Source organism: Bacillus sp. KH172YL63 (genome assembly GCF_011398925.1).
Classification (GTDB): domain Bacteria; phylum Bacillota; class Bacilli; order Bacillales; family Bacillaceae_B; genus Rossellomorea.
Map to the genome: position 1 here is coordinate 1472614 of NZ_AP022842.1, position 26006 is coordinate 1498619.

Genomic DNA, 26006 nt, shown 5'->3' on the forward strand with positions numbered 1-26006 from the left:
GGCTGTCCTTCTTGTCATGTCCACAAACACCCTGTCAGGAAAATGGCAGGGTGTTTTTTAATAAAATTTCATATAAATAGGGGGCCGTTTGGAGATGAAAAGCTTACTGACGATGAACGAATTATCAAAGGAAGAGATCATCGGAATTTTGGATGAGGCCGAACAATTCAGAGAGGGAAAAGTGTGGAAGGAAGGGACAGACAAATATGTAGCCAACCTTTTTTTTGAAGCAAGTACGCGTACAAAATGCAGCTTTGAAATGGCACAAAGAAAGCTTGGTCTTGAAATCATTCCCTTTGAAGCACAGACTTCAAGCATCCAAAAAGGAGAAAGCCTGTATGACACAGTGAAAACGCTCGAAAGCCTCGGTGTTGAAGCGGTTGTCATCCGCCACTCATTGGAAAGGTATTTTGAACAGCTCGCTCCGCTTAAGATCAGTGTCATCAACGGCGGTGATGGATGCGGAAATCATCCAACACAATGCCTGCTCGACCTTATGACGATCCGGCAGGAATTTAATGGATTCGAAGGCCTCAAAGTATCCATCGTCGGAGACATTGCCCACAGCAGGGTGGCCAGGTCAAATGCAGAAGCGCTTTCGAAACTCGGCGCCCATGTCATCTTCTCCGGGCCGAGGGAATGGTTTCCCGCCCAGGACCGGCATCCCTATGAAGAACTCGATGACTGTATAGTGGATTCGGACGTTGTCATGCTTCTCCGGATCCAGCATGAAAGGCATGAAAGTACCTCACATCTGACAAATGAACGATATCTTGAGAAATTCGGCTTGTCGGAAGAGCGTAAAGCAAACATGAAGCCGGACGCCATCATCCTCCATCCGGCACCCGTCAATCGGGGGGTGGAGATTGCACCGTCGCTTGTTGAGTGTGATCAATCAAGGATATTCAAGCAAATGGAAAATGGCGTCTACGTCAGGATGGCTGTATTAAAAAGGGCGCTTGAAAAAAATGAATGGGGGAATGGAAATGAATTGGTTCATTCGAAATGCACGCATGCTGTCAGGTGATGGTCAGCTGGAAACTGTTGATGTGAAAATAGAAAATAACAAAATTGCTGAGATCGGAGTCAATCTTGAATGTGCCGATCACCAGGAATACGACGTAGAAGGTTTGATGATTTCCCCGGGCTTTGTCGATCTACACGTCCATCTGCGGGAGCCGGGTGGCGAGCATAAGGAAACAATCGAGACCGGTACGAAAGCTGCGGCAAAAGGCGGATTCACGACCATCGCCGCTATGCCGAACACAAGGCCGGTACCCGATTCAGCAGAGCATTTGCAGGCACTGAACAAAAAGATTTCCGAAACAGCCGCTGTACGGGTGTTACCGTATGGTGCGATCACTGAACGACAAATAGGCAAGACGCTCAATGACTTATCTGCCTTAAAGGAACATGGCGCATTTGCATTCACCGATGATGGAGTCGGCGTGCAAAGTGCAGGGGTGATGTATGAAGCGATGAAAAAGGCCGCTTCCATGTCCGCCTCGATTGTCGCCCATTGTGAAGAGAACACATTGATCCAGGGCGGCGCGGTCCATGAAGGGGAATTTTCAAGGAAACATGATCTTCCCGGCATCCCGTCCATTTGTGAAGCTGTACATATTTCAAGGGACGTCCTTCTTGCAGAAGCAGCAGGAGTCCATTATCACGTCTGTCATATTTCAACGAAAGAGTCGGTAAGGGTCGTCCGCGATGCAAAGAAAGCCGGCATACATGTGACTGCAGAAGTGACCCCCCACCATCTCCTTTTATCAGAAGAGGATATTCCGGGGCTTGATCCGAATTTCAAAATGAATCCGCCACTCAGAAGTGAAAGTGACCGGCAGGCCCTCATTGAAGGGTTGCTTGACGGTACGATCGATTTCATCGCAACAGATCATGCCCCCCATACAGAGGCAGAAAAATCTGAAGGGATGCTTCAGGCACCATTCGGCATCACAGGATTGGAGACGGCTTTTCCCCTGCTCTATACAAACTTTGTGGAAAAAGGAATTTTTACACTGAAACAGTTGATCGACTGGATGACGATCAAACCTTGCTCAAGCTTCAGGCTTCCGTATGGACGACTTGAAGTGGGGGGAGAAGCTGATTTTACTCTGCTCGATTTAGAGGATCAAAAGGCTGTAGACCCTGCTGCCTTCTTGTCAAAAGGAAGAAACACCCCCTTCAAAGGGTGGGAATGCAAGGGATGGCCGAAAGCGACGTTTTATCAAGGGAGACTTGTATGGAATGAAGGAGGAGATCAAGCATGAAGCGGCAGCTCATATTAGACGACGGAACAGTATTCATGGGTGAAGGATTCGGTGCGAATGAAGAAACGATCGGTGAAGTGGTATTCAATACCAGCATGACAGGCTATCAGGAAATTTTATCAGATCCGTCCTATTGCGGACAGCTCGTCACGATGACGTATCCCCTGATCGGCAACTACGGGATCAACCGGGATGACTTCGAATCGATCACACCTGCTGTCAAAGCAATCATCGTGAGAGAAGTGGCTGACTTCCCGTCAAATTGGAGAAATGAGTCTACATTGGATGAGTTGTTAAAGATCAAGGGGATTCCGGGGATAGCGGCAATCGATACGAGAAAGTTAACGAGAGTCATCAGAAAGCACGGGGCGATGAAGGGGATCATCTGCAGTGGGGAAATAGAGGCAGAAACCATGCTTGCGAGATTAAGAGAAACTGAATTACCCTTTGATCAAGTTCAACAGGTTTCAACGAAAACAGCTTATGCAAGTCCAGGCAGAGGCTTTCGGGTCGTGTTGATGGATTTCGGGATGAAGCACGGAATCCTGAGGGAATTGAATAAAAGGGATTGTGATGTGATCGTCGTCCCCTATGATACAACAGCAGAAGAAATCCGTCGCCTGCAGCCTGACGGCATCATGCTGTCTAACGGGCCGGGGGATCCGAAAGATGTACCGCAAGCCATCGGGACCATCAGGGCGTTGATCGGTGAATTTCCAATCTTCGGCATTTGCCTCGGGCATCAGTTATTCGCCCTTGCCTGCGGCGGTGACACTTTCAAAATGAAATTTGGCCACAGGGGCGGCAATCACCCGGTGAAAGATCTATTAACAGGAAAAGTCGCACTCACATCACAAAATCATGGATATGCAGTCGATGAAAAATCACTGACAGAATCGAGGCTTCAAGTGACACATACGGCCATCAATGATGGGACGGTGGAAGGGCTGAAGCATCGGGATTATCCAGCTTTCACGGTTCAATATCATCCTGAAGCATCACCAGGACCTGAAGATTCGAACTACTTATTTGATGATTTCCTTCAACTGATGAAAGAGGAGAAACGAAAGGAGCTTCAACATGCCTAAACGTACAGATATCAAGAGCATATTAGTGATCGGAAGCGGACCCATCATCATCGGCCAGGCGGCAGAATTCGACTACGCCGGAACACAAGCATGTATCGCATTAAAAGAAGAAGGCTATCGGGTGATCCTGGTGAATTCGAATCCTGCCACCATTATGACTGACGCAGAAATGGCAGATAAAGTGTACATTGAACCGTTGACGCTCGAGTTTGTCAGCAGGATCATTCGTAAAGAGCGGCCGGACGCTGTCCTTCCAACATTGGGGGGACAAACAGGATTGAACCTGGCTGTTGAGCTCGCACAATCCGGTGTGTTGGAAGAATGTGGGGTGGAGATTCTCGGTACAAAGCTTTCTGCCATTGAAAAAGCAGAAGACCGGGACCTTTTTAGAAACCTGATGAATGAACTGGAAGAACCGGTGCCGGAAAGTGAGATCATCCGGACGGTGGAGGAAGCCTTTCAGTTTGTGAAAGAAGTTGGCTTCCCGGTCATTGTGCGCCCTGCATACACGCTCGGGGGCACAGGCGGTGGAATCTGTCATACGGAAGAGGAACTGAAGGAAATCGTTGGTTCCGGGTTGAAGTACAGCCCGGTGACCCAATGCTTACTGGAAAAAAGCATTGCAGGGTTTAAAGAAATAGAGTACGAGGTCATGAGGGATGCATCCGATAACGCCATCGTCGTATGTAATATGGAGAATGTCGACCCAGTGGGGATCCATACAGGGGATTCGATCGTGGTGGCACCGAGTCAGACTTTAAGCGACAGGGAATATCAGATGCTCCGTAATACGAGCCTGAAAATCATCCGTGCCCTTGGGATCGAAGGAGGGTGTAACGTACAGTTGGCCCTCGATCCGGATAGCTTCCAATACTACATCATCGAAGTGAATCCCAGGGTGAGCCGTTCATCTGCCCTCGCTTCCAAGGCAACAGGCTATCCGATTGCCAAGCTTGCAGCAAAGATCGCCGTCGGACTGACGCTCGATGAGATGATGAACCCTGTTACCGGTAAAACCTATGCATCGTTTGAGCCTGCACTGGATTACGTCGTGACCAAAATTCCGAGATGGCCATTTGACAAATTTGAAGCGGCCAAGCGCAACCTGGGCACCCAAATGAAAGCGACCGGTGAAGTCATGGCAATCGGCAGGACGTTTGAAGAGTCGCTTCTGAAGGCGATCCGCTCACTTGAATGCAACACGTATCATCTTGAATTGAACGACGCTGAACAATTTACCGACGAATGGATTGAAAAGAGGATACGTAAAGCAGGGGACGAAAGGCTCTTCTATATCGGCGAAGCACTCCGAAGAGGGGTGACGATCGAAAGAATACACGAATGGAGCAGAATCGATCTATTCTTCTTGTACAAGATGAATAGAATCGTAGAATTCGAAAGGGAACTGGCCAATGAACCTTTCGATCTTGAACTGGCAGGGAAAGCGAAGAGAATGGGCTTTGCAGATCATAAGCTCGCAAGACTGTGGAACTGTACGGAAAGGGAGCTTTATTACTGGAGAAAGGAAAGTGGATTGATCCCCGTATATAAAATGGTGGATACATGTGCGGCAGAATTTGAATCAGAAACGCCCTATTTCTATGGCACGTACGAGGACGAGAATGAGTCTCAGGTCACCGCACGGGAGAGTGTCATCGTCCTTGGGTCAGGCCCGATCAGGATCGGGCAGGGGGTGGAGTTCGATTATGCAACGGTGCATTCTGTCTGGGCAATCAAGGAAGCAGGGTATGAGGCGATCATCGTAAATAACAACCCAGAAACGGTTTCAACTGATTTCAGCATATCGGATAAACTATACTTCGAGCCGCTGACCGTAGAAGATGTGATGCATATTATCGATCTTGAAAAACCAAAGGGCGTCGTCGTCCAGTTCGGCGGTCAAACTGCGATCAACCTTGCAGACGAACTCGTAAGCAGGGGCGTCAAAATTCTTGGAACTTCCCTTGCGGATCTCGACCGGGCAGAGAACCGGGATAAGTTCGAGCATACGCTGAAGGAACTCTCCATCCCGCAGCCCGAAGGAAAAACAGCTGTATCCGTCGAAGGGGCCATCCTCATTGCCGAAGATATCGGATACCCGGTGCTCGTCAGACCATCATATGTGCTGGGGGGAAGGGCGATGGAAATCGTCTACCGGAAAGAGGAGCTTTTGCAATATATGCAAAATGCCGTGAAGGTCAATCCAGAGCACCCTGTATTGATTGACAGGTATTTGATCGGGAAGGAAATTGAAGTCGATGCCATCTCTGATGGAGTGGATGTGGTCATCCCGGGGATCATGGAACATATCGAACGGGCCGGGGTCCACTCCGGGGATTCCATTGCTGTATATCCGCCGCAACAGCTGTCATCTGAACAGAAGCAGACGATCGTTGATTACACGACCCGTTTGGCCAAAGGCTTGAACATCGTCGGCTTATTGAATATCCAATACGTCATCTCAAAAGGAGAGGTATTCGTCCTGGAAGTGAATCCACGCTCCAGCCGGACAGTACCGTTCATCAGTAAAATCACCAATGTACCAATGGCGAATATGGCGACAAAGGCCATACTCGGAATCTCCTTGAAAGATCAAGGCTATGAGTCAGGTTTGATACCCGAGAAACACGGTGTGTACGTGAAGGTACCTGTCTTCTCCTTTGCTAAACTGAGACGGGTTGACATCACCCTTGGCCCTGAAATGAAATCGACGGGGGAAGTGATGGGGAAAGACTCTACCTTGGAAAAAGCCCTGTACAAAGGAATGGTAGCGGCGGGGATGCAGATGAAAGAATACGGTTCGGTGTTAATGACGGTGGCTGATAAAGATAAGGATGAAGCGGTCCGACTCGCTAGGCGCTTTATCGATATCGGATACAGCATCCTTGCGACGAAAGGGACTGCCGGGCATCTAAAGCAAGCAAATATCGCCGTCAGTGAAGTGGATAAGATCGGGTCAAAAGGACCGACCCTGCTGGATATCATCCAAAGTGGAGAAACGCAGCTTGTAATCAATACGCTCACGAAAGGGAAACAGCCGGAAAGGGATGGATTCAGGATCCGGAGGGAATCGGTGGAAAATGGAATCCCATGCCTCACATCACTCGATACAGCGGAAGCCATCCTGCGGGTGATTGAATCGATGACATTCTCGGCTGAAGCGCTTCAGTCACAACAGAAGACAAGAGAGGCGGTCTATCAATGATCATGAATGAAAAGATGAAAGTGCTTGATCATCGAAGGATCGCCAGGAATATCTTCAAACTCGTATTACACGGAGAGTTAGCCGGTGAAATCAAGGCACCTGGTCAATTTGTCCATGTGAAGACAGGGAGCGGAATCGATCCGTTATTAAGAAGACCGATTTCCATTGCAACCTATGATCAAGAAGAGCTGACGCTGATCTACCGGGCAGAGGGAAAGGGGACGGTGCTTCTTTCCCAGGCGGAAAAGGGAGATACCGTCGATATATTGGGACCGCTCGGCAATGGGTTCCATCTGGAAGAGGGGAAAAAGACAGCGCTTCTCGTTGGCGGAGGGATTGGCGTCCCTCCCCTTTATGGGCTGTCAAAATCTCTTGTCGCTAAAGGATGGGATGTGCAGCACATTCTGGGTTTTCAAAGTGAAGATGTAAGTTTTTATGTGGAACAATTCAAGGAGCTCGGCAGAACATCCGTAGCAACGGTTGACGGAACGCTCGGAACGCGAGGCTTCGTTACCGATATCATACAGGAGGAACAGCCTATATTCGATGTCTTTTATTCATGCGGTCCGACACCGATGCTCAAAGCCCTTCAATCGCAACTGGAAAATAAAAGGGGATACATTTCACTGGAAGAACGGATGGGCTGTGGAATCGGCGCGTGCTTTGCCTGTGTCTGTCATAAGCAGGATGATCCCCACGGTTCAAGCTATGTGAAGATTTGCAGCGATGGGCCGGTATTTCAAGCAGGGGTGGTGCAGTTATGAATTCATTGAAAATCGAATTGCCGGGATTATCATTGAAGAATCCGGTCATGCCGGCTTCAGGCTGTTTCGGATTCGGCAGGGAGTACAGCCAGTTCTATGATCTGAGTGCGCTTGGGGCGATCATGATCAAAGCGACGACGGAAGAATCAAGATTCGGAAGTCCGACCCCGAGAGTCGCCGAAACAAATGCCGGTATGCTCAATGCAATCGGGTTACAAAACCCGGGCCTTTCAAGCGTGATGGAACATGAACTTCCATGGCTGTCCCGATACGATGTCCCGATCATTGCCAATGTTGCTGGTTCACAGATGGACGACTATGTTCAGGTGGCGAAGGTCATTTCCAGTGCTGAAAACGTAAAGGCTCTCGAGTTGAATATTTCCTGTCCAAATGTCAAAACAGGGGGGATCGCCTTCGGTACCATCCCTGAAGTGGCACAGGAATTGACAGAAAGAGTAAAGGAAGTTTCCCAGGTACCTTTGTATGTAAAGCTGTCGCCGAACGTCTCGGATATTGTGGCGATGGCCAAAGCGGTTGAAAAAGGAGGGGCGGACGGACTGACGATGATCAACACGCTTCTCGGAATGAGGCTTGATATCAAAACAGGTAAGCCGGTCCTCGCCAATAAAACAGGTGGACTATCCGGTCCTGCCATCAAGCCTGTCGGCATCCGGATGATATATGAGGTGAGTCAGCATGTGGACCTCCCGATCATCGGGATGGGCGGAATACAGTCAGCTGAAGACGTGATTGAATATTTCTATGCAGGGGCAAGTGCCGTCGCTGTCGGAACAGCGAATTTCATCGATCCATTCATCTGTAAGAGAATCATTGATGATCTGCCGCCTTTACTTGATGAACTCGGCGTGGCGTCCATTTCAGAACTGACGGGAAGGAGTTGGGGCAAGCATGAACCAAAAGCCGTTTATCGCGCTTGATTTCCCGACGTGGGAAAGAACAGAATCGTTTTTGGCTCTTTTCCGAGAACCATTGAATGTGAAAGTCGGCATGGAGCTCTATTTTCAACATGGTCCATGGATAATTGAGGAAATACTCAAAAAACAACATCGCATTTTCCTGGATTTAAAACTGCACGATATTCCCAATACGGTTTATCGGGCCATGAAAGGACTAGCCGGGTACGATCTGGAGATGGTCAATGTTCATGCCGCAGGCGGCAGCGCTATGATGGAAAGGGCGCTCGAGGGCCTTTATGCCGGTGTGAAAGCCAACCAAAAGCGTCCGAAACTGATCGCTGTCACCCAATTAACTTCAACATCTGAAGAGCAAATGCAGAAAGAGCAGCTAATACGGGGTTCCATCAATGAATCGGTCCTTCATTATTCGAAGCTTGCGAAAAATGCGGGGCTTGACGGGGTGGTATGTTCCCCTCATGAAGCCAATATGATAAGGGAGCATTGCGGGGAAAAATTCATCAGGGTGACCCCGGGGATCAGGCAGCCCGATGACCGTTTGGATGACCAAACAAGGGTGACGACACCACGGATGGCAAGAGAATCAGGTTCGTCCTATATCGTCGTAGGCAGGAGCATCACGGGTGCCGCTGATCCGGTCCTTACTTATGAAAGGGTTATGCATGAATGGGAGGGAAAAGAATGAAGCATGAAATCGCGAAACAACTATTGGATATCAAAGCAGTGTATTTAAATCCGTCTGATCCGTTTACGTGGTCTTCAGGGATCAAGTCCCCGATTTATTGTGATAACCGTCTGACGCTTTCTTATCCTGGTGTAAGAAATGATATTGCGACAGGCCTTGCAGAGATGATCAAGGAGCGTTTCCCGGAAACAACATTGATTGCCGGAACAGCAACGGCAGGCATTCCCCATGCTGCCTGGGTAAGTGAGAAACTGAACCTTCCGATGTGTTACGTAAGGTCAAAACCGAAGGCACACGGAAAAGGGAAGCAGATCGAAGGACTGACCGCACCGGGACAAAAAGTGGTCGTGGTGGAAGATTTGATTTCCACCGGAGGTAGCTGCATCACAGCCGTGAACGCATTAAGGGAAGCAGGCTGCGAGGTGCTGGGGGTCGTCGCGATCTTTACATATGAATTGGAAAAAGGGGTAAACATGCTTGAAGAGAATGGGATCACCGCTTATTCTCTTTCGGATTATTCAAGCCTGTTGGAAGTAGCTTTAGAAAAAGGCGTCATCGGAGAAGAGGAATTGTCCGAGTTGCACAGGTGGAGAAAAGATCCTGAGTTGTGGGGGAACTAGCTATTCTTAAAAGAAAATCCGGACCCAGTCCATGCTAATGGAATGGGTCCGGATTATTTATTAATAGTGAGATGTAATAGGCGTTTCCTCAATCCCTCAAAGATCTGACCAAATCCAAATCAGGGGTAACATACATGGTTTGCTGCCCTTCGTAAATGACAAAACCGGGCTTGGCGCCTTTTGGTTTCTTTACCTGTTTCACTTCGGTGTAATCAACCGGCACCGAGCTTGATTCCCGGGCTTTACTGAAGTAAGCTGCAATGTTGGCCGCCTCCTTGATCGTCTGCCCGGAAGGATTTTTACTCCTGATTACAACGTGGGAACCTGGTATATCCTTCGTATGAAGCCAGATTTCTTCCCGGCCCGCGACCTTATTTGTCAGATAGTCGTTTTGTTTATTATTTTTCCCAACCAGGATGGGTGTCCCGTCAGAGGAGGTGTATGCTTCAAGGACAGGCTTCAGGTTGGCTTTCTTCTTTTTCGTTTGCTTTCTCGCTCTCAGGTAGCCTTCTTCTTCAAGCTCTTCCCTGATTTCCTCGACGTCCTTCGTCCCTGCTGATTCCAGCTGCTGCATCAACTGCTCGAGGTATGCAATTTCTTCCTCGGCTTTTTCTATTTGTTCATGAACGATTTTCACTGCGTTCTTCGCTTTTTGATAGCGTGAGAAATAGAGCTGTGCATTGTCTGATGGGGATTTTTGCGGGTTGAGTGGAATCGTGATGCTCTCCCCGTTCTCATCATAGTAATTGACGACACTGACCTCGGTCATGCCCCGTTCGACGGCGTAAAGGTTCGATGTTAGAAGTTCACCGAGCAGTTGATAGCGGTCGGCGAGTTTTGCATCTTCCAACGTTTGTTTTAACTTCTCGATTTTATTGACATTCTTATCCCGTTCATTCCGGATGAATTTTTCCAGGTCATTTCCTTGCTGCTTTACACGGTCCCGTGCCGCTTTTTGGTAAAAGAACCGGTCCAATAATTCGCTTAAAGAAGAGAATGCCTGCTTTTCCCCCTGAAGGTGCTGCAGGTCGAGCCAGTAAAAGCTTTCTTTGTCCCCTGCCGTCAGCGTCGGTGTGACCTTGTCCGACTTTGCCAAATCCATCATGTGAAGAAAAGCATCCGCGATCCCGGACTGATGGCCGATGCCTGCCCGGTGAACCACTTCTTTTGCAAGAAGGGGAGAGACCCCGGCGAACGACTGGACAATCTGCTTATCGAGCTTGCCTGAGTTAAAGTCCAGTGCCCGTAAGACGTCTTCGCCTGTCACTTCAAGAGGATTCTTCTTATCCTGCTGAGGCGGAAGTACGTACGTATGGCCGGGAAGGACCGTCCGGTGGGAATTCATGCTCGGTGGAAGATGCTTGATGCTGTCAAGGATCATGTTCCGTTCTTTGTCGACCAGGATGATATTGCTGTGCCGGCCCATGATTTCAACGATCACCTGCTTATAAGAAATATCACCGATTTCATTCCGGCCTTTCACCTCGAAGATGATCATGCGGTCGAGGGCGACTTGATTGATGCCCTCGATGATATACCCTTCAAGATGCTTGCGAAGGAGCATGCAGAACATCGGGGGAACAGACGGGTTTTCATAATTTTCATTTGTGATCTGTACCCGTGAATAGCTCGGATGTGCGGATAACAGCACTTTATGATTCTTTCCGTTGGCACGGATGATCATGATGATTTCATTTTTATATGGTTGATGTATTTTGTTGATTCGTCCATGTAATAAGTTCTCATTTAATTCTTGCGTCATGCTTTTTGTGAATAATCCATCAAATGACATAAACAACATCCTTTGCTCTAAACGATTTCAATTCGTTCTCCTTAATCACCCTGACAGTTCATTCTGCCAAATGTAATCGATTTTACCCTCCGGGGGGATAAAATGCAAAACGTAATTAAATCATATCATTTTTTAGGACGAGTCTGAATAAGAATGCTATGAGAAGGACAACTTTTCGTATCGTAGGAGGAGAGTGAAATGGTTGCATGAAATTTCATGAGATGAGACAAGAGGACATAGAACAGTCATTGAATACGGACTATAAAGAAGGGCTTTCCACAAAAGATGTAGCCGAGAGAAGGAAACAATATGGCTATAACCAATTAGAAGAAGCTGAGCAGCAATCAGCTTTATTATTGTTTTTCAGCCAATTCAAGGACTTCATGGTTCTCGTGTTGCTGGCAGCCACTCTCATTTCCGGATTGCTCGGTGAGTATATCGATGCGATTGCCATCATTGCCATTGTTTTAATCAACGGGTTCCTCGGCTTTTTCCAGGAGAGAAAAGCAGAAAGGTCCCTACAAGCATTAAAGGAGCTTTCAGCCCCGCAGGTGACGGTGTTGAGGGATGGGAAATGGATGAAATTGGCTTCAAAGGAAGTGATGATCGGGGATGTGATCCGTTTTGCAAGCGGAGACCGGATCGGTGCTGACGTCAGGCTGATTGAAGCGAATAACCTGGAGATAGAAGAGTCTGCATTAACCGGGGAGTCTTTACCTGTTACCAAAACAACCGCTCCTGTCTCCGGTGAAAATATAAGTCTCGGTGATTTGGAAAATATGGCGTTCATGGGCACGATGGTCACAAGGGGCAACGGGATTGGCGTGGTGACCGCGATCGGGATGAAAACGGCAATGGGTCAAATTGCTGATATGATCCAAAAGGCGGAAACGATGATCACCCCTCTTCAAAGAAGACTTGAGGAGTTGGGGAAAATCCTCATTACGGTTGCCCTGATTTTGACGGCTCTCGTTGTCGGCATCGGGGTCATTCAGGGCCATGACATGTATACGATGTTCCTTGCTGGCGTTTCACTTGCGGTGGCAGCCATTCCGGAAGGCCTGCCGGCGATCGTGACCGTGGCTCTATCCCTCGGTGTGCAGAGGATGATCAAGAAAAAAGCGATTGTCAGGAAGCTGCCGGCAGTCGAAACACTCGGGTGTGCATCGGTCATTTGCTCGGACAAAACAGGTACGCTCACGCAAAATAAAATGACCGTCACCCATCTGTGGAGCGGCGGCCGGATGTGGACTGTCAGTGGATCAGGATATGAGCCGAACGGGCAATTTTATGACGGGGAACAAAGGGTGGCACCTCACAGTGAGCAGCCCCTTCACCAATTATTGACCTTCGGGATGCTGTGTAACCATGCAGAACTCATCACCCGTGAAGAACGTTTCGTCGTCGATGGAGATCCTACAGAAGGCGCGCTTCTGGTCGCAGGATTAAAAGCAGGCCTCACGAGGGAAGCATTACAGAAAAAATTTACCGTTGTGAAGGAATTTCCCTTTGATTCAACGAGAAAGTTGATGACCATCATCGTGACGGATCACAACGGGAAGTATTTCTCAGTCACAAAAGGGGCTCCTGACGTGCTGGTGGGGAAAAGTTCCACAATTTTGTGGGAAGGAAGGATTGTACCTATATCCTCAGAGTTTTCCAAAAAGGTCGAGGAAACGATTAGTGACATGTCATCACATGCACTCCGGAATATTGCCATCGCATATAAAACAATCGATGGAAGGTCGATAGAAACGCTGACAGAAGGCGATGTGGAACAGGGAGTGACATTCATCGGGCTGCAGGGAATGATCGATCCTCCCCGTCCTGAAGTGAAGCAAGCGGTCAGAGAATGCCGTGCAGCAGGCATCAAGACCGTGATGATCACAGGCGATCATGTCTTGACCGCAAAGGCGATAGCGAGACAGCTTGGGATCTTAAAGAATAAAGACCGGGTATTGGACGGCAAGGCATTGAATGAAATGGAAGTGTCTGAACTTGAAGAAGTCGTCGATCAAGTCTCAGTGTTTGCCAGGGTGTCCCCTGAACATAAGCTGAAGATTGTGAAGGCCCTCCAAAACAGGGGCCATATTGTAGCGATGACCGGCGATGGGGTGAATGACGCCCCGGCAATCAAATCGTCCGACATCGGTGTTGCCATGGGGATCACCGGCACGGATGTGGCCAAAGAGTCCTCTTCACTCGTATTACTGGATGATAACTTTGCCACAATCAAGTCAGCGATCGGAGAAGGGCGAAATATTTACGAGAATATCAGGAAATTCGTCAGGTACCTGCTTGCTTCAAACGTAGGGGAAATCCTTGTGATGCTGTTCGCGATGATTCTTGCACTGCCGCTTCCGCTTGTGCCGATCCAGATCCTCTGGGTCAACCTGGTAACTGACGGTCTGCCTGCCATGGCACTCGGCCTCGATAAGCCGGAAGATGATGTCATGAAGAGGAAGCCGAGACATCCGAAAGAAGGCGTATTTGCAAGGGGCTTGGGGTGGAAGGTCGTCTCCAGGGGATTCTTGATCGGCGGTGTGACATTACTTGCGTTCATGCTTTCCTACAAGACCCATCCTGATCACCTGGCCTATGCACAAACGGTGGCATTTGCCACGCTGGTCATGGCGCAGCTCATCCATGTATTCGACTGCAGGAGCGAAGTATCGGTCTTTTCGAGGAACCCGTTTGGGAATATGTATCTCGTTTTTGCCGTCTTATCTTCACTCGTCCTGATGCTCTTGGTCATATATATACCTTCTCTCCAGCCGATTTTCCATACCGTACCGATCGTACTGAAAGACTGGCTGTTGATCATCGGTTTAAGCTCTGTCCCTACCTTTTTACTCGCCGGGTCATTTTTTGCAAGAAAAAAACAGTGAAATATGGTATAATCCAAAAGGTAATAGAGTAAGTCCTCTATTACCTTTTTTATATCAATCACTACCGGAGTCATGACTTGATCTATACAGGTATCCCGTTAAAAGATTGGATGTGATCGAATGGTTGTGAGTATGACAGGCTTTGGACGAAGCAAAGTCGACTCAGATCAACATACTGTAACGGTAGAAATGAAGTCTGTTAATCACAGATTCAATGAATGTTACATAAGAATGCCCCGGCAACTGATGAAAATCGAAGAAAAAATCAAGAAACAAGTATCCCGTTTCGTGAAACGGGGAAAAGTGGATATTTTCATCACCATCAGCGGGGAAGGTCTGGTACATAAAAATCTACATATTGACTGGAAGCTCATTCAAGATTATTATCAGTTAGTAAATAAAGTGAAAGAAACCTACTCTTTACAAGATGAAGTACAATTATCCCATCTCCTGACCAGGGAAGAATTCATTGTGGTCGAAGAGATGGAAGATGAGAACGAAGAGCTTGAACTTTTGGTTTTGAAAGCTGTAAATAAAGCTTCGATGGATCTCAGGGAAATGCGTGAGAACGAAGGGAAGCTCCTCAAGGAAGATTTTCTTTCCCATCTCCGGCATTTTGAGAACAGTGTGGTCGAACTGAAAAAACATGCCCCTGAAGTGGTCAGGCAATACAGGGAACGATTGAGGAAGAGGATTGTCGAATACAACGAAATGCCTTTTGATGAAAGTCGTTTACTGACCGAGGTGGCAGTATTTGCAGATAAGTCCGATATCACGGAAGAATTGACCAGGCTCGAAAGCCATATTCAGTATTTCCACTCCGCATTGACTGGAGAAGGACCGGTAGGCAGGAAGCTGGATTTCATGATTCAGGAAATGAACCGGGAAGTGAATACAATCGGCTCAAAAGCAAATGATTCCTTCATCGCCACCATTGTCGTTGAATTAAAATCAACACTTGAGAAGCTGAGGGAACAAGTGCAAAATGTAGAATAACAAGTTTAGTTTCCATCCATTCAGGCGAAACTAGACTATTGATTAGGAGGAGCGTTATGTCGATCAAGCTCATCAATATAGGTTTTGGAAATATTGTTTCAGCTAACCGCATCATATCAATTGTCAGCCCTGAATCAGCCCCGATCAAGCGTCTGATCCAGGATGCGAGAGATCGCGGAACACTTGTAGATGCTACATATGGAAGACGGACGAGAGCGGTGATCATCACGGATAGTGATCATGTGATCCTTTCAGCTGTGCAGCCCGAAACCGTTGCTCATCGTTTGACTGATAAAGAGGATTTAGTAGAAGAAGGGCAGGGTAAATAAATGAAAGAAAAAGGATTGCTGATCGTGCTTTCCGGGCCATCAGGTGTAGGGAAAGGAACAGTACGTAAAGCGATTTTTTCCCAGGAAGATACCAAGTTTGAATATTCCATCTCCATGACAACACGGAGTCCCCGTGAAGGCGAAGTGGATGGTGTGGATTATTTCTTTAAATCAAGAGAAGAATTTGAAACACTGATTGAGCAGGGGAAACTCCTCGAGCACGCCGAATTCGTCGGGAATTACTACGGGACACCGGTGGACTATGTCCGCCAGACGATCGAGGACGGAAAAGACGTATTCCTCGAAATCGAAGTGCAGGGTGCCCAGCAGGTCAGGGATAAGTTCCCTGAAGGGCTGTTTATTTTCCTTGCGCCGCCAAGCCTTTCTGAACTTCAGAACCGCCTTGTGACAAGGGGGACTGAAACAGAGGACCTCATCGAAGGAAGAATGAACACAGCAAGAAAAGAAATCGAAATGATGAATCTGTATGATTACATTGTTGAAAATGATCAAATCGAAAATGCCGTCGGTAAGATCAAATCCATCGTTCAGGCGGAACACTGCAAGCGTGAACGCGTGCAACAAAGATACTTAAATATGCTGGAGGTTGAATAAATGTTAAACCCATCCATTGATTCTTTAATGAAGAAGATCGACTCTAAATATTCGTTAGTCAGTATTGCAGCGAAGCGTGCAAGAAACCTGCAGGATACAGGTGATTTCCGTTTGAACAGCTATGATTCCCATAAATTCGTAGGGAAAGCGCTGGAAGAAATCCAGGCTGGACAATTATCCATGAAAGAAAGAGATGCCAAAGCCGTTTATTCCGATGAATAAAACACGGTAAGCTGAATGAATAACTCTACGGGGTTGACTCGAAAGATTTCATCGTCTTTCGAGACAACCCTATTTTCTTTTTCTATCACTATCCTTCATAATATAGGGAGGATAAAGAGTAATGGGGGAAAATGAAATGATGCAGGGGAAAAAAATATTATTGTGTGTTTCAGGAGGCATCGCTGTATATAAAGCAGCAGCCTTAACAAGCAAGCTCGTTCAAAACGGGGCGGAGGTAAAAGTCATCATGACCGAGTCGGCAAAGAAATTTGTCGCACCTCTCACATTCCAGGCCCTGTCCCGTCAAGATGTGTATTGGGATACGTTTGATGAAAAGGATTCAGAGAAAATCGCTCATATCGATCTCGCCGATTGGGCCGATCTGGTGCTTGTCGCTCCGGCAACCGCTAACATCATCGGGAAACTTGCGAACGGAATTGCAGATGATATGATTTCCACGACGATCCTTGCCACAACGGCAGACGTCTGGATCGCCCCGGCTATGAATGTACATATGTATGACCATCCGGCAGTGAAACGCAATCTCGATACCCTTTATGAGTATGGTTATCGATTTGTCGAACCGAGTGAAGGGTATTTGGCCTGTGGCTATGTTGGAAAGGGACGGTTGGAAGAACCTGAAAAGATCGTCGATTTGATCGACCGCCATTTTTCTGAGGATGATCAGTATAAGCATCTCCTGAAAGGAAAGAAAGTCGTCATCACCGCCGGTCCGACGAGGGAAATGGTCGATCCCGTACGCTATTTCTCAAATCGCTCGACAGGGAAGATGGGATATGCCCTCGCTGAAGCGGCAGCCTCCTCAGGTGCCGATGTCGTTCTCATTTCCGGCCCTTCCGGATTGCAGGTACCCAAGGGTGTGGAGTTTGTTTCTGTGACAAGTGCTGAAGACATGTATCAAGCCGTTCTTGAAGCATTCCCGACGGCAGATATTGTCGTGAAGAGCGCTGCGGTTGCCGACTATCGACCGAAGGAAACCCTCGGGGAGAAACTGAAGAAAAAAGAAGGAAATCTTGTGATTGAATTCGAACGGACAAAAGATATCCTGATGAGTCTAGGTGAACGAAAGAAGCATCAATTCCTGATTGGATTCGCCGCGGAAACACAGGATGTTGAGAAATATGCAAAAGCGAAGCTCGAGAAGAAAAGGGCAGATATGATTGTCGCGAACAATGTGAAAGAAACCGGTTCAGGATTCGGGACAGATACGAATAAAGTGTCGATTGTCACAGGTGACGGTAACGTAAGGAACCTCCCGCTCATGACGAAGGGCGAGGTAGCAAGGGAGATTTTCAAGGAAGCAATGAATCAAATGAAGAAGGGTGCCGAACATGAACGTAGCTAGCGTCATCGTCGATGTTCCTGCAATGCAGACGGACCGGACCTTTGATTACACCATACCGAAAGAGTGGAAAGGCATCATTGTTCCGGGAATGCGGGTCGTCGTCCCATTCGGTCCGAGGAAAATCCAGGGATTTGTCATCGATCTCAAAGAAAAAGGCGAGGTTTCCAAACTCAAACCGATCCATGAACCGATGGACCTCATTCCTGTATTGAATCAAGAGCTGCTCACATTGGGAGATTGGCTGACAGAGAAAACCCTGTGTTTCAAGATCTCAGCATTTCAGGCGATGCTGCCTGCAGCCATGAAGGCAAAGTATGAAAAATTCTTTCATCTCGAAGACAATAAGCGGCCTGATGACCTCCATCAAAAGCTTCAGCCGGTCTTTCAGAGCGGAAGGGAAGTTTCCTGGAAGGCTATAGAGGAGATGGGACTTCTTCCCCTCATCCAAAAAGAGGTGAAAAGCGGCGCTATTGAGGTCATTTACAGAGTAAAGGCCAAGGGTAAAAAGAAAACGGTCCGAAAACTGTATCTTGCCATCCCTCAGGAAGAACTGGAGGAAGTGTTGCGTGCACTTCCGCCCCAGGCAAGTAAACAAAAGCAGATCATAGAGTACATGAATGACGCTGCACCTGGAGGGGACGGGGTCCTTGCTTCAGTGCTCCTTGAAGAAATGGCCACGACTTCAAGCACGATCAAGACGCTTGTCCACAAAGGATACTTGAAGGAAAAAAACGTTGAAATCTACCGGGATCCCTTTGAAAACAGAACGTTTGAAAAGACCTCGCCGCTTCCGCTAACCACCCAGCAGGCCGAATCGATTACGCCGATACTGGGGTCGATCGAGGAAAAGGAGCATCACACATATCTCCTTTACGGCGTGACCGGGAGCGGGAAAACAGAAATCTATCTTCAGTCGATTCAGCGCGTGTTGGAAGACGGAAAAGAAGCGATCGTAATGGTTCCTGAAATTTCCCTGACTCCACAGATGGTCCATAGGTTCAAAGGGCGCTTTGGTAACGATGTTGCCGTCCTTCACAGTGGATTATCGACCGGTGAAAAATATGATGAATGGAGAAAGATTCAGCGAAAAGAAGTCAAGGTCGTCGTTGGTGCACGCTCGGCTGTTTTCGCGCCATTTGAAAACCTTGGCATCATCATCATCGACGAGGAGCATGAAACGAGTTACAAGCAGGAGGAAAATCCCCGATATCATGCAAGGGATGTAGCCATTTACCGGGGGGAATACCACAGATGTCCGGTCATTTTGGGAAGTGCGACCCCTTCCCTTGAATCATTCGCACGTGCATCCAAGGGCGTCTACAGGCTCCTCACCTTGGACAAACGGATGAATGATGGACCGCTTCCCTCTGTTGAGATCGTTGATATGAGGGAGGAATTGAGGAAGGGGAACCGCTCGATGTTTTCAACCGAACTGTTCGAGAAGCTGCAGGACCGGTTGGAAAAGGGAGAGCAGACCGTATTGTTTCTAAACAGGAGGGGACATTCCTCTTTCATCATGTGCAGGGACTGCGGCTTTGTCCTTCAATGTCCTCATTGTGACATTTCCCTTACCTATCATCGTTTCTCGAACGGGATGAAATGTCATTACTGCGGCTACGAAGAAGGAGTGCCGGCATCGTGCCCTGAGTGTACGAGCGAACATATCCGTTATTTTGGGACAGGTACACAAAAGGTAGAGGAAGAATTGACGAAACTGCTGCCTTCTGCCCGCATCATCAGGATGGACGTCGATACGACCTCCCGGAAAGGGTCCCATGAGAAGTTGCTGACTGCCTTTGGGGAAGGAAAGGCGGATATCCTGCTTGGGACACAAATGATTGCCAAAGGTTTAGACTTTCCGAACATCACGCTCGTAGGCGTGCTAAGTGCAGATACGATGCTCCATCTTCCTGATTTCAGGGCAGCAGAGAAGACGTTCCAGCTGTTGACCCAGGTGAGTGGGAGAGCCGGCAGGCACGCGCTGCCCGGGGAAGTGGTCATTCAGACTTACACACCGGAACACTATTCAATCGAACTTGCCTCGAATCATGATTATAACCGCTTTTATCAACAGGAAATGATGATGAGGAAAATGGGGTCCTACCCGCCATTCTTCTACATCACCCTCCTCACATTAAGTCATGAGGATCTGTTGAAGCTTGTGGACATCACGGAGAAAATGGCTGGGTATATCCGCTCTAAGCTGTCAGATACGACCATCATCCTTGGGCCCAGTGCATCACCCATCCCCCGGATAAAGAATAGATATCGTTATCAATGTTTGATAAAATACAAGCGGGAGCCAAATCTTGGTATCACGTTAAAAACAGTGCTGGATCAATTCCAACAGCAATATGCATCAAGCGGACTGACCGTTTCGATTGATGTGAATCCTTATATGATGATGTAAGGTCATTTTTACAGAAAGATGGAGGACAGATATGGCAATACTTCCAATTGTAATGCATCCGGACCCGATCCTGGAAAAGGAATGTGAAAAGGTTACGGATTTTGATAAGAAATTAAAAAAATTATTAGCTAATATGTATGATACGATGCTTGAAGCAGATGGAGTAGGACTTGCAGCTCCCCAAGTGGGAGTTGACCTGCAGGTGGCCATCGTCGACATCGGCGATGATACCGGTACGATCGAATTGATCAACCCTGAGATCATTGAAACGAAAGGTAAGGATACAGATCTTGAAGGCTGCCTCAGTTTCCCAGGTTTATACGGCGAAGTGACCCGTCCATATGCGATCAAGGTCCGCTCCTACGATCGAAAGGGAAGAATGGTTGAGTTTCATGCCGAAGACTTTTTGGCAAGGGCGATCCAGCATGAAATTGATCACCTTCACGGCATCCTCTTTACATCGAAAGTAGAGAAATATATTACAGAAGAAGATTTAGAAGGGTATGAAGCAAAATGACGAAAGTGATTTTTATGGGGACGCCGGATTTCTCGGTTCCCGTTCTTCAATCGTTGGTAGATGAAAAGTATGATGTGATTGCGGTTGTCACACAACCGGACAGGCCGGTCGGCAGAAAAAGGACACTGACACCTCCGCCGGTGAAGGTAGCAGCCGAACAACTGGGCATCCCGGTCTATCAACCTGAAAAAATTAAAAACGAAGATGAGTTGAATGAAGTGCTCGCTTTGAAGCCGGACCTTATCGTCACGGCCGCATTCGGACAGATCCTGCCCAATGCGCTGCTTGAAGCGCCTAAGTATGGATGCATCAATGTGCATGCCTCCCTTCTGCCTGAACTAAGAGGCGGAGCACCAATCCATTATTCCATCCTTCAAGGGAAGGAAAAGACCGGTATTACCATCATGTACATGGTGGAAAAGCTTGATGCAGGGGATATCATCAGTCAGGTCGAAGTAGAAATCGATGAGCGTGATCATGTCGGGACGCTTCATGATAAATTGAGCATTGCAGGTGCCAAACTGCTCGTTGAAACGGTGCCGGCATTATTAAAAGGAGAAATCTCCCCAGTGAAGCAGGATGATGCGAAAGCAACGTTCGCCAGAAATATCAAACGTGAACAAGAAGTGATCGACTGGACGAAAGACGGTGAAGAGATTTATAACCACATCAGAGGGCTTCACCCTTGGCCGGTTGCTTACACGACGCTTGAAAACAACGTCATGAAAGTATGGTGGGGAGAAAAAGTGGAAGCAGAAGCCAAAACCCCCGGGGAAATCCTGAGCATCGAAGAAGATGGCTTTGTCGTTTCTACAGGTAATAACGTAGGAATCAAAATTACCGACCTGCAGCCGTCAGGCAAAAAGCGAATGAGCGCGAAAGATTACCTCAGGGGAGCAGGTTCAAACTTAAAAGCCGGAATGATTGTAGGAGAAAAAAATGAGTAAACGAACCAAGACAGTCCGTGAAGCAGCGCTTGAGGTGATCGAGGCAGTCGAAAAAAATCAATCTTACAGCAATTTATTGCTTCATTCAGTGATCGAAAAAAATGAGCTTCCAAGGAAAGACATCGGCTTATTGACAGAGCTGACGTACGGGACGATTCAACGGAAGATGACCCTCGATTTCTATCTGGCGCCTTTCATCAAAGGGAAACTCGATGACTGGGTGCGCCAATTACTCCGTTTATCTCTTTATCAGCTAGTCTATTTGGACCGTATCCCGGACCGTGCGGTATTCCACGAAGCAGTCGAAATCGCCAAAAAGCGGGGGCATAAAGGAATATCCGGGTTGGTCAACGGGGTGTTAAGGTCTGTACAGCGAAAAGGACTTCCTTCCCTTGACTCCATAAAGGATCCGGTCGAGCGTGTGGCCATTGAAACAAGCCATCCTTACTGGCTCGTGAAGAGATGGGAAGAACAATTCGGACTTGCAAAGACGAAAGAAATGTGTGAGACCAACCTGATTGCCCCTAAGCAGACTGCCCGTGTAAATACGACCAAAATTGCCCGCGAAGAACTGATGAAGCTTCTTTCAGACAATGGAAATGAAGTGAAAGAAAGTCCGGTCGTACCGGTAGCGATTCAGTCACTCCGGGGCAACCTTGCGAAAACAGAGGCATATAAAGAAGGTCAATTGACCATCCAGGATGAAAGCTCAATGCTTGTTCCATATGCATTGAAGCTTGAAAAAGGCATGAAGGTGCTTGATGCCTGCGCTGCTCCTGGCGGGAAAACGACCCATATCGCGGAAATGCTGTCAGGAACCGGGGAAGTGAACGCCCTGGACCTTCATAAGCATAAAGTGAAATTGATTGACGACAATGCTGCCAGATTAGGATTGGACAATGTGAAAACGGCCACCCTTGACAGCCGGAAGGCGGCAGAAAAATTCGAGAAGGAAAGCTTTGACAGAATCCTTGTCGATGCCCCGTGCTCCGGGTTAGGCGTCCTGAGAAGAAAGCCCGATATCAAGTATGCAAAAAAAGAAGCAGATCTGGTTTCATTGCAAAAAATTCAGCTCGATATCCTGTCGGCTGTTGCCCCGTTGCTAAAGAAAGACGGCCTGCTTGTTTATAGTACATGCACAGTGGATCAAAATGAAAATGAAGGGACCGTCTCGGCTTTCCTGCGTGATCACCCGGGATTTGAAGTGCATCCCCTTGATGTTCTCCCGGAAACGGTAGCGCCGTTTATCGAAAATCATCAGCTGCAAGTATTTCCTCAGGATTTCGGTGGGGACGGATTCTTTATTTCCTGTTTCCGGAAAAAAGCTTGAGTCGAATCGGATCAAATGTCGAAAGAAAAGCAGGAAATTTGGACGGATGAGTCGTAAAAGTATTAGAGCCCTTAATGATTTTATGTATGACTGAATGAAGGATGCGCCCATGATGTTAAGGAGCTGCTTGAATCAGGTGCAGAAGAAGAGACGAGGTGACCTAAGTGAAGACGGTTTATTTTACGGACAAAGGGAAAGTGCGTCAACATAACGAAGACAGTGCCGGGGTGTTTGTCAACCCTCACGGAGATCATTTAGCGATTGTGGCAGACGGGATGGGCGGCCACAGGGCAGGGGATGTGGCGAGCCAGCTGACGATTTCAATCCTAAAAGATTTCTGGGAAAATACGGAGAAATTCAATACCGCTGATGAAGCGGAAAATTGGTTAAAATCGACTATTAACGAAGTAAACAACAAAGTATATACTTATTCCCAATCCAATTCAGAATGTGAAGGGATGGGCACGACGCTTGTCGGGGCCATCTGTACGTCCCTGTTTGCGACCATCGTGAACATCGGTGACAGCAGGGGGTATATCCTGAATGAAAACGGCTTTCATCAACTGACAGAGGATCATACCCTTGTCAATGAATTGGTGAGAAGCGGGGAAATCACCAAAGAAGATGCCGAGCATCATCCCCGGAAAAATGTAATACTGAGAGCGATTGGAACGGAATCGTCCATATCGATGGATATCAAGACGATCATGTTTGAAGATGACGATGTCATTCTTTTATGCTCAGACGGCCTGTCTAACAAAGTATCTGAAAAAGAAATGAAGGATGTATTGGTGCAGGATCAGTCTCTTGAATATAAAGGGGAGTCGCTCGTTCAGTTAGCCAATGAATATGGCGGTGAAGATAATATTACCGTAGTAATTGTCGAGTTTGCCGCTGAAACGGAAAGCGGGTGATACCATGATGGAAGGAAAACGCATCAGTGGGCGTTACAGGATCATCAAATTAATTGGCGGCGGGGGCATGGCCAACGTATACCTGGCACATGATGTCATATTAGATCGTGAAGTGGCGATAAAAATGCTCCGGATCGATTTCGCCAATGAAGAAGAATTTATCAAAAGGTTCCAACGTGAGGCCCAATCTGCGACCAGCCTGACGCACCCGAACATTGTGAGCATCTATGATGTAGGGGAAGAAGATGATCTTTATTATATCGTCATGGAATATGTCCATGGGATGACGTTGAAGCAATACATACAGCAGCACTCGCCGGTCGATGTGGACAAGGCGATCGATATTATGAAGCAGCTGACACTTGCGATGTCACATGCCCATCAAAATCATATCGTTCACCGTGATATCAAGCCTCACAATATCCTCCTTGATGAAGAGGGGAATGTGAAAATAACCGATTTCGGGATCGCGATGGCCTTGAGTGCCACTTCGATCACACAGACCAATTCAGTCCTCGGTTCGGTTCATTATCTCTCGCCTGAACAAGCGAGGGGAGGCATGGCGACGAAGAAGTCGGATATCTATTCACTTGGTATCGTGATGTTCGAATTATTAACCGGAAGATTACCATTTTCAGGGGAGTCAGCTGTTTCGATTGCCTTGAAGCACCTTCAATCGGAAACACCGTCCCTGAAAAGATGGAATCCAGATATCCCTCAAAGTGTAGAAAATATCGTCTTGAAAGCAACGGCGAAGGATCCTTTCCGACGATACGAGAGCTTGGAGGAAATGGATGAGGATCTCTCGACGGCCCTGGATTCCGACCGGATCAATGAGCCGAAATTTGCCGTGCCTCTTGATGACGAGGCGACGAAGGCGATTCCGGTGATCACGGATCAGAAGGCCTATTCTAACCTGGATGATACAATCGTCCATCAGGCGAATACCGATGCCGTCCAGACGAAACCGACGCCTCCTGTTCAAAATGGGAAGAAAAAGGGGAAAAAGAAAGATGCCACCAAAACAAAGAGTAAAAAGAAATGGCCGATCGTGATTGTCAGCCTTTTCTTCCTCTTGATCCTATTGGGGGTTGCAGCGGTCACCCTCGTACCGGATCTGCTTGGCCCTAAAGAAATCAAAGTACCGGATGTTACAGGGAAAGATATGACCAAAGCTGTGTCGATGATTGTGTCTGACGGATTTGTTGTAGGCGAAACAAAAGAACAAGCAAGCGACAGTGTGCCGGAAGGGCAAGTGATCAGAACGAATCCGAAAGCAGGACGATTGGCAAATGAGGGATCTGCGATCGATGTTTATGTCAGCACAGGCAAAGCGAAGCTGGAGGTCGAGGATTACACCGGCAAGGACTTTGAAGAAGTTGCTTCCGAGCTTGAGGAAGCGGGCTTCAAGGTGGAAAAAGAAGACGAGTACAGTGAAGATGAAGCGGCAGGGACGATTTTGGATCAAGATCCTTCCCCGGGTGTCGAAGTCGTGCCTGAAGAGACGACGATCACCTTAACGGTCAGCAAAGGGCAGGAATCTTTCGACCTTGACAGTTTGGAAGGATTCGACCAAACCGCCCTTGATAAATATGAAGCGTCAAAAGGCATCAACATCATTGTACAGGGCCAACAATTCTCTTCCGATGTGGAAGAAGGACGGGTTATCTCCCATAAGCCTGTTGCAAGCACACCAATCAAAAAAGGTGACACGGTGTATGTGATCATGTCTAAGGGGCCGGAGGAAATCCCTGTGAAGGAAGAAACGTTAGAAGAAACCGTCCCATACAGCGGACAGGATGGAAACCCGCAGACAGTGGAAGTTTTCATTGAAGACAAAGACAGTCAATTAAACGGAGATCCTGACCAGATTCAAGGAATCATCGAGGATACAAAAATTACTATGACGTTTACACTAGAGCAAGGTAAACAAGGGAAATACCGGATCCTTGTGGACGGAAAAGAGTATAAATCCGGGACTGTCGAATATCCTAAAGAAGATGAATGATTAAAATGCAAAGGACTGTACCCTGGTGAATAATGAACCTGACGGGACAGTCCTCTTGTTTTCATTTATAATGATAGGTAATCAGGATACATAATGTGCATT

Annotated in this window: 21 protein-coding genes; 20 read left to right on the forward strand and 1 reads right to left on the reverse strand. The window is 47.6% G+C overall.

Annotation, left to right across the window (positions count from 1 at the left end; all coding sequences use genetic code 11):
* The first annotated feature begins 94 nt into the window (after window positions 1-94).
* The 8 genes from KH172YL63_RS07355 to pyrE are packed head-to-tail and all read left to right on the forward strand — an operon-like array spanning window position 95 to window position 9570.
* Window positions 95-1027: an aspartate carbamoyltransferase catalytic subunit gene (locus KH172YL63_RS07355; protein WP_173105497.1), complete on the forward strand. Its 933-nt coding sequence runs from the start codon at window positions 95-97 to the stop codon at window positions 1025-1027.
* The gene (locus KH172YL63_RS07360) at window positions 987-2273 is read left to right on the forward strand and encodes a dihydroorotase (RefSeq protein ID WP_173105498.1); all 1287 of its coding nucleotides are present in this window, start codon (window positions 987-989) and stop codon (window positions 2271-2273) included. The genes KH172YL63_RS07355 and KH172YL63_RS07360 overlap by 41 nt, the downstream gene beginning before the upstream one ends.
* Window positions 2270-3361, forward strand: coding sequence for a carbamoyl phosphate synthase small subunit (locus tag KH172YL63_RS07365; protein ID WP_173105499.1), 1092 nt, complete (start codon window positions 2270-2272; stop codon window positions 3359-3361). The genes KH172YL63_RS07360 and KH172YL63_RS07365 overlap by 4 nt, the downstream gene beginning before the upstream one ends.
* The gene (carB, locus tag KH172YL63_RS07370; RefSeq protein ID WP_173105500.1) at window positions 3354-6566 is read left to right on the forward strand and encodes a carbamoyl-phosphate synthase large subunit; all 3213 of its coding nucleotides are present in this window, start codon (window positions 3354-3356) and stop codon (window positions 6564-6566) included. The genes KH172YL63_RS07365 and carB overlap by 8 nt, the downstream gene beginning before the upstream one ends.
* On the forward strand, window positions 6563-7330 hold the full coding sequence (locus KH172YL63_RS07375) for a dihydroorotate dehydrogenase electron transfer subunit (RefSeq protein ID WP_173105501.1): 768 nt from the start codon (window positions 6563-6565) through the stop codon (window positions 7328-7330). The genes carB and KH172YL63_RS07375 overlap by 4 nt, the downstream gene beginning before the upstream one ends.
* Window positions 7327-8268: a dihydroorotate dehydrogenase gene (locus KH172YL63_RS07380; protein ID WP_173105502.1), complete on the forward strand. Its 942-nt coding sequence runs from the start codon at window positions 7327-7329 to the stop codon at window positions 8266-8268. The genes KH172YL63_RS07375 and KH172YL63_RS07380 overlap by 4 nt, the downstream gene beginning before the upstream one ends.
* Entirely contained in the window at window positions 8240-8950 is a 711-nt protein-coding gene (pyrF, locus tag KH172YL63_RS07385) for an orotidine-5'-phosphate decarboxylase (protein WP_173105503.1), read from the forward strand. The genes KH172YL63_RS07380 and pyrF overlap by 29 nt, the downstream gene beginning before the upstream one ends.
* Window positions 8947-9570 carry an orotate phosphoribosyltransferase gene (gene pyrE / locus KH172YL63_RS07390; protein WP_173105504.1) on the forward strand — a complete coding sequence of 208 codons (624 nt, stop codon included), beginning with the start codon at window positions 8947-8949 and terminating at the stop codon, window positions 9568-9570. The genes pyrF and pyrE overlap by 4 nt, the downstream gene beginning before the upstream one ends.
* An 88-nt stretch (window positions 9571-9658) precedes the next feature.
* On the opposite strand, the gene KH172YL63_RS07395 is transcribed toward pyrE, so the two are convergent.
* Entirely contained in the window at window positions 9659-11362 is a 1704-nt protein-coding gene (locus KH172YL63_RS07395) for an Rqc2 family fibronectin-binding protein (RefSeq protein WP_173105505.1), read from the reverse strand.
* Window positions 11363-11568: 206 nt separating this feature from the next.
* On the opposite strand from KH172YL63_RS07395, the gene KH172YL63_RS07400 reads away from it, so the two are divergent.
* From KH172YL63_RS07400 to pknB, 12 genes are all read left to right on the forward strand, one after another.
* Entirely contained in the window at window positions 11569-14250 is a 2682-nt protein-coding gene (locus KH172YL63_RS07400; protein ID WP_173105506.1) for a calcium-translocating P-type ATPase, SERCA-type, read from the forward strand.
* Window positions 14251-14370: 120 nt separating this feature from the next.
* Window positions 14371-15246, forward strand: a complete 876-nt coding sequence (locus tag KH172YL63_RS07405; protein ID WP_173105507.1) for a YicC/YloC family endoribonuclease — start codon at window positions 14371-14373, stop codon at window positions 15244-15246.
* Between the two features lie 56 nt (window positions 15247-15302).
* Complete coding sequence (gene remA / locus KH172YL63_RS07410) at window positions 15303-15575, forward strand: extracellular matrix/biofilm regulator RemA (protein ID WP_034755776.1); 273 nt, start codon at window positions 15303-15305, stop codon at window positions 15573-15575.
* Entirely contained in the window at window positions 15576-16190 is a 615-nt protein-coding gene (gmk, locus tag KH172YL63_RS07415; RefSeq protein WP_173105508.1) for a guanylate kinase, read from the forward strand.
* Window positions 16191-16412, forward strand: a complete 222-nt coding sequence (rpoZ, locus tag KH172YL63_RS07420; protein ID WP_173105509.1) for a DNA-directed RNA polymerase subunit omega — start codon at window positions 16191-16193, stop codon at window positions 16410-16412.
* 136 nt (window positions 16413-16548) lie between these two features.
* On the forward strand, window positions 16549-17778 hold the full coding sequence (gene coaBC, locus KH172YL63_RS07425) for a bifunctional phosphopantothenoylcysteine decarboxylase/phosphopantothenate--cysteine ligase CoaBC (protein ID WP_173108085.1): 1230 nt from the start codon (window positions 16549-16551) through the stop codon (window positions 17776-17778).
* Window positions 17765-20188, forward strand: coding sequence for a primosomal protein N' (priA, locus tag KH172YL63_RS07430; protein WP_173105510.1), 2424 nt, complete (start codon window positions 17765-17767; stop codon window positions 20186-20188). The genes coaBC and priA overlap by 14 nt, the downstream gene beginning before the upstream one ends.
* 31 nt (window positions 20189-20219) lie before the next feature.
* A complete protein-coding gene (gene def / locus KH172YL63_RS07435) occupies window positions 20220-20705 on the forward strand; it encodes a peptide deformylase (RefSeq protein ID WP_173105511.1) in 486 nt (161 codons plus the stop codon).
* Window positions 20702-21652 (forward strand): methionyl-tRNA formyltransferase, encoded by a 951-nt coding sequence (fmt, locus tag KH172YL63_RS07440; protein ID WP_173105512.1) that lies wholly within the window; start codon window positions 20702-20704, stop codon window positions 21650-21652. The genes def and fmt overlap by 4 nt, the downstream gene beginning before the upstream one ends.
* On the forward strand, window positions 21645-22982 hold the full coding sequence (gene rsmB, locus KH172YL63_RS07445) for a 16S rRNA (cytosine(967)-C(5))-methyltransferase RsmB (protein ID WP_173105513.1): 1338 nt from the start codon (window positions 21645-21647) through the stop codon (window positions 22980-22982). Before fmt ends, rsmB begins: the two co-directional genes overlap by 8 nt.
* Before the next feature lie 164 nt (window positions 22983-23146).
* On the forward strand, window positions 23147-23896 hold the full coding sequence (locus tag KH172YL63_RS07450) for a Stp1/IreP family PP2C-type Ser/Thr phosphatase (RefSeq protein WP_173105514.1): 750 nt from the start codon (window positions 23147-23149) through the stop codon (window positions 23894-23896).
* A gap of 4 nt (window positions 23897-23900) precedes the next feature.
* Window positions 23901-25904, forward strand: a complete 2004-nt coding sequence (gene pknB / locus KH172YL63_RS07455) for a Stk1 family PASTA domain-containing Ser/Thr kinase (protein WP_173105515.1) — start codon at window positions 23901-23903, stop codon at window positions 25902-25904.
* The last annotated feature ends 102 nt before the right edge of the window (window positions 25905-26006 follow it).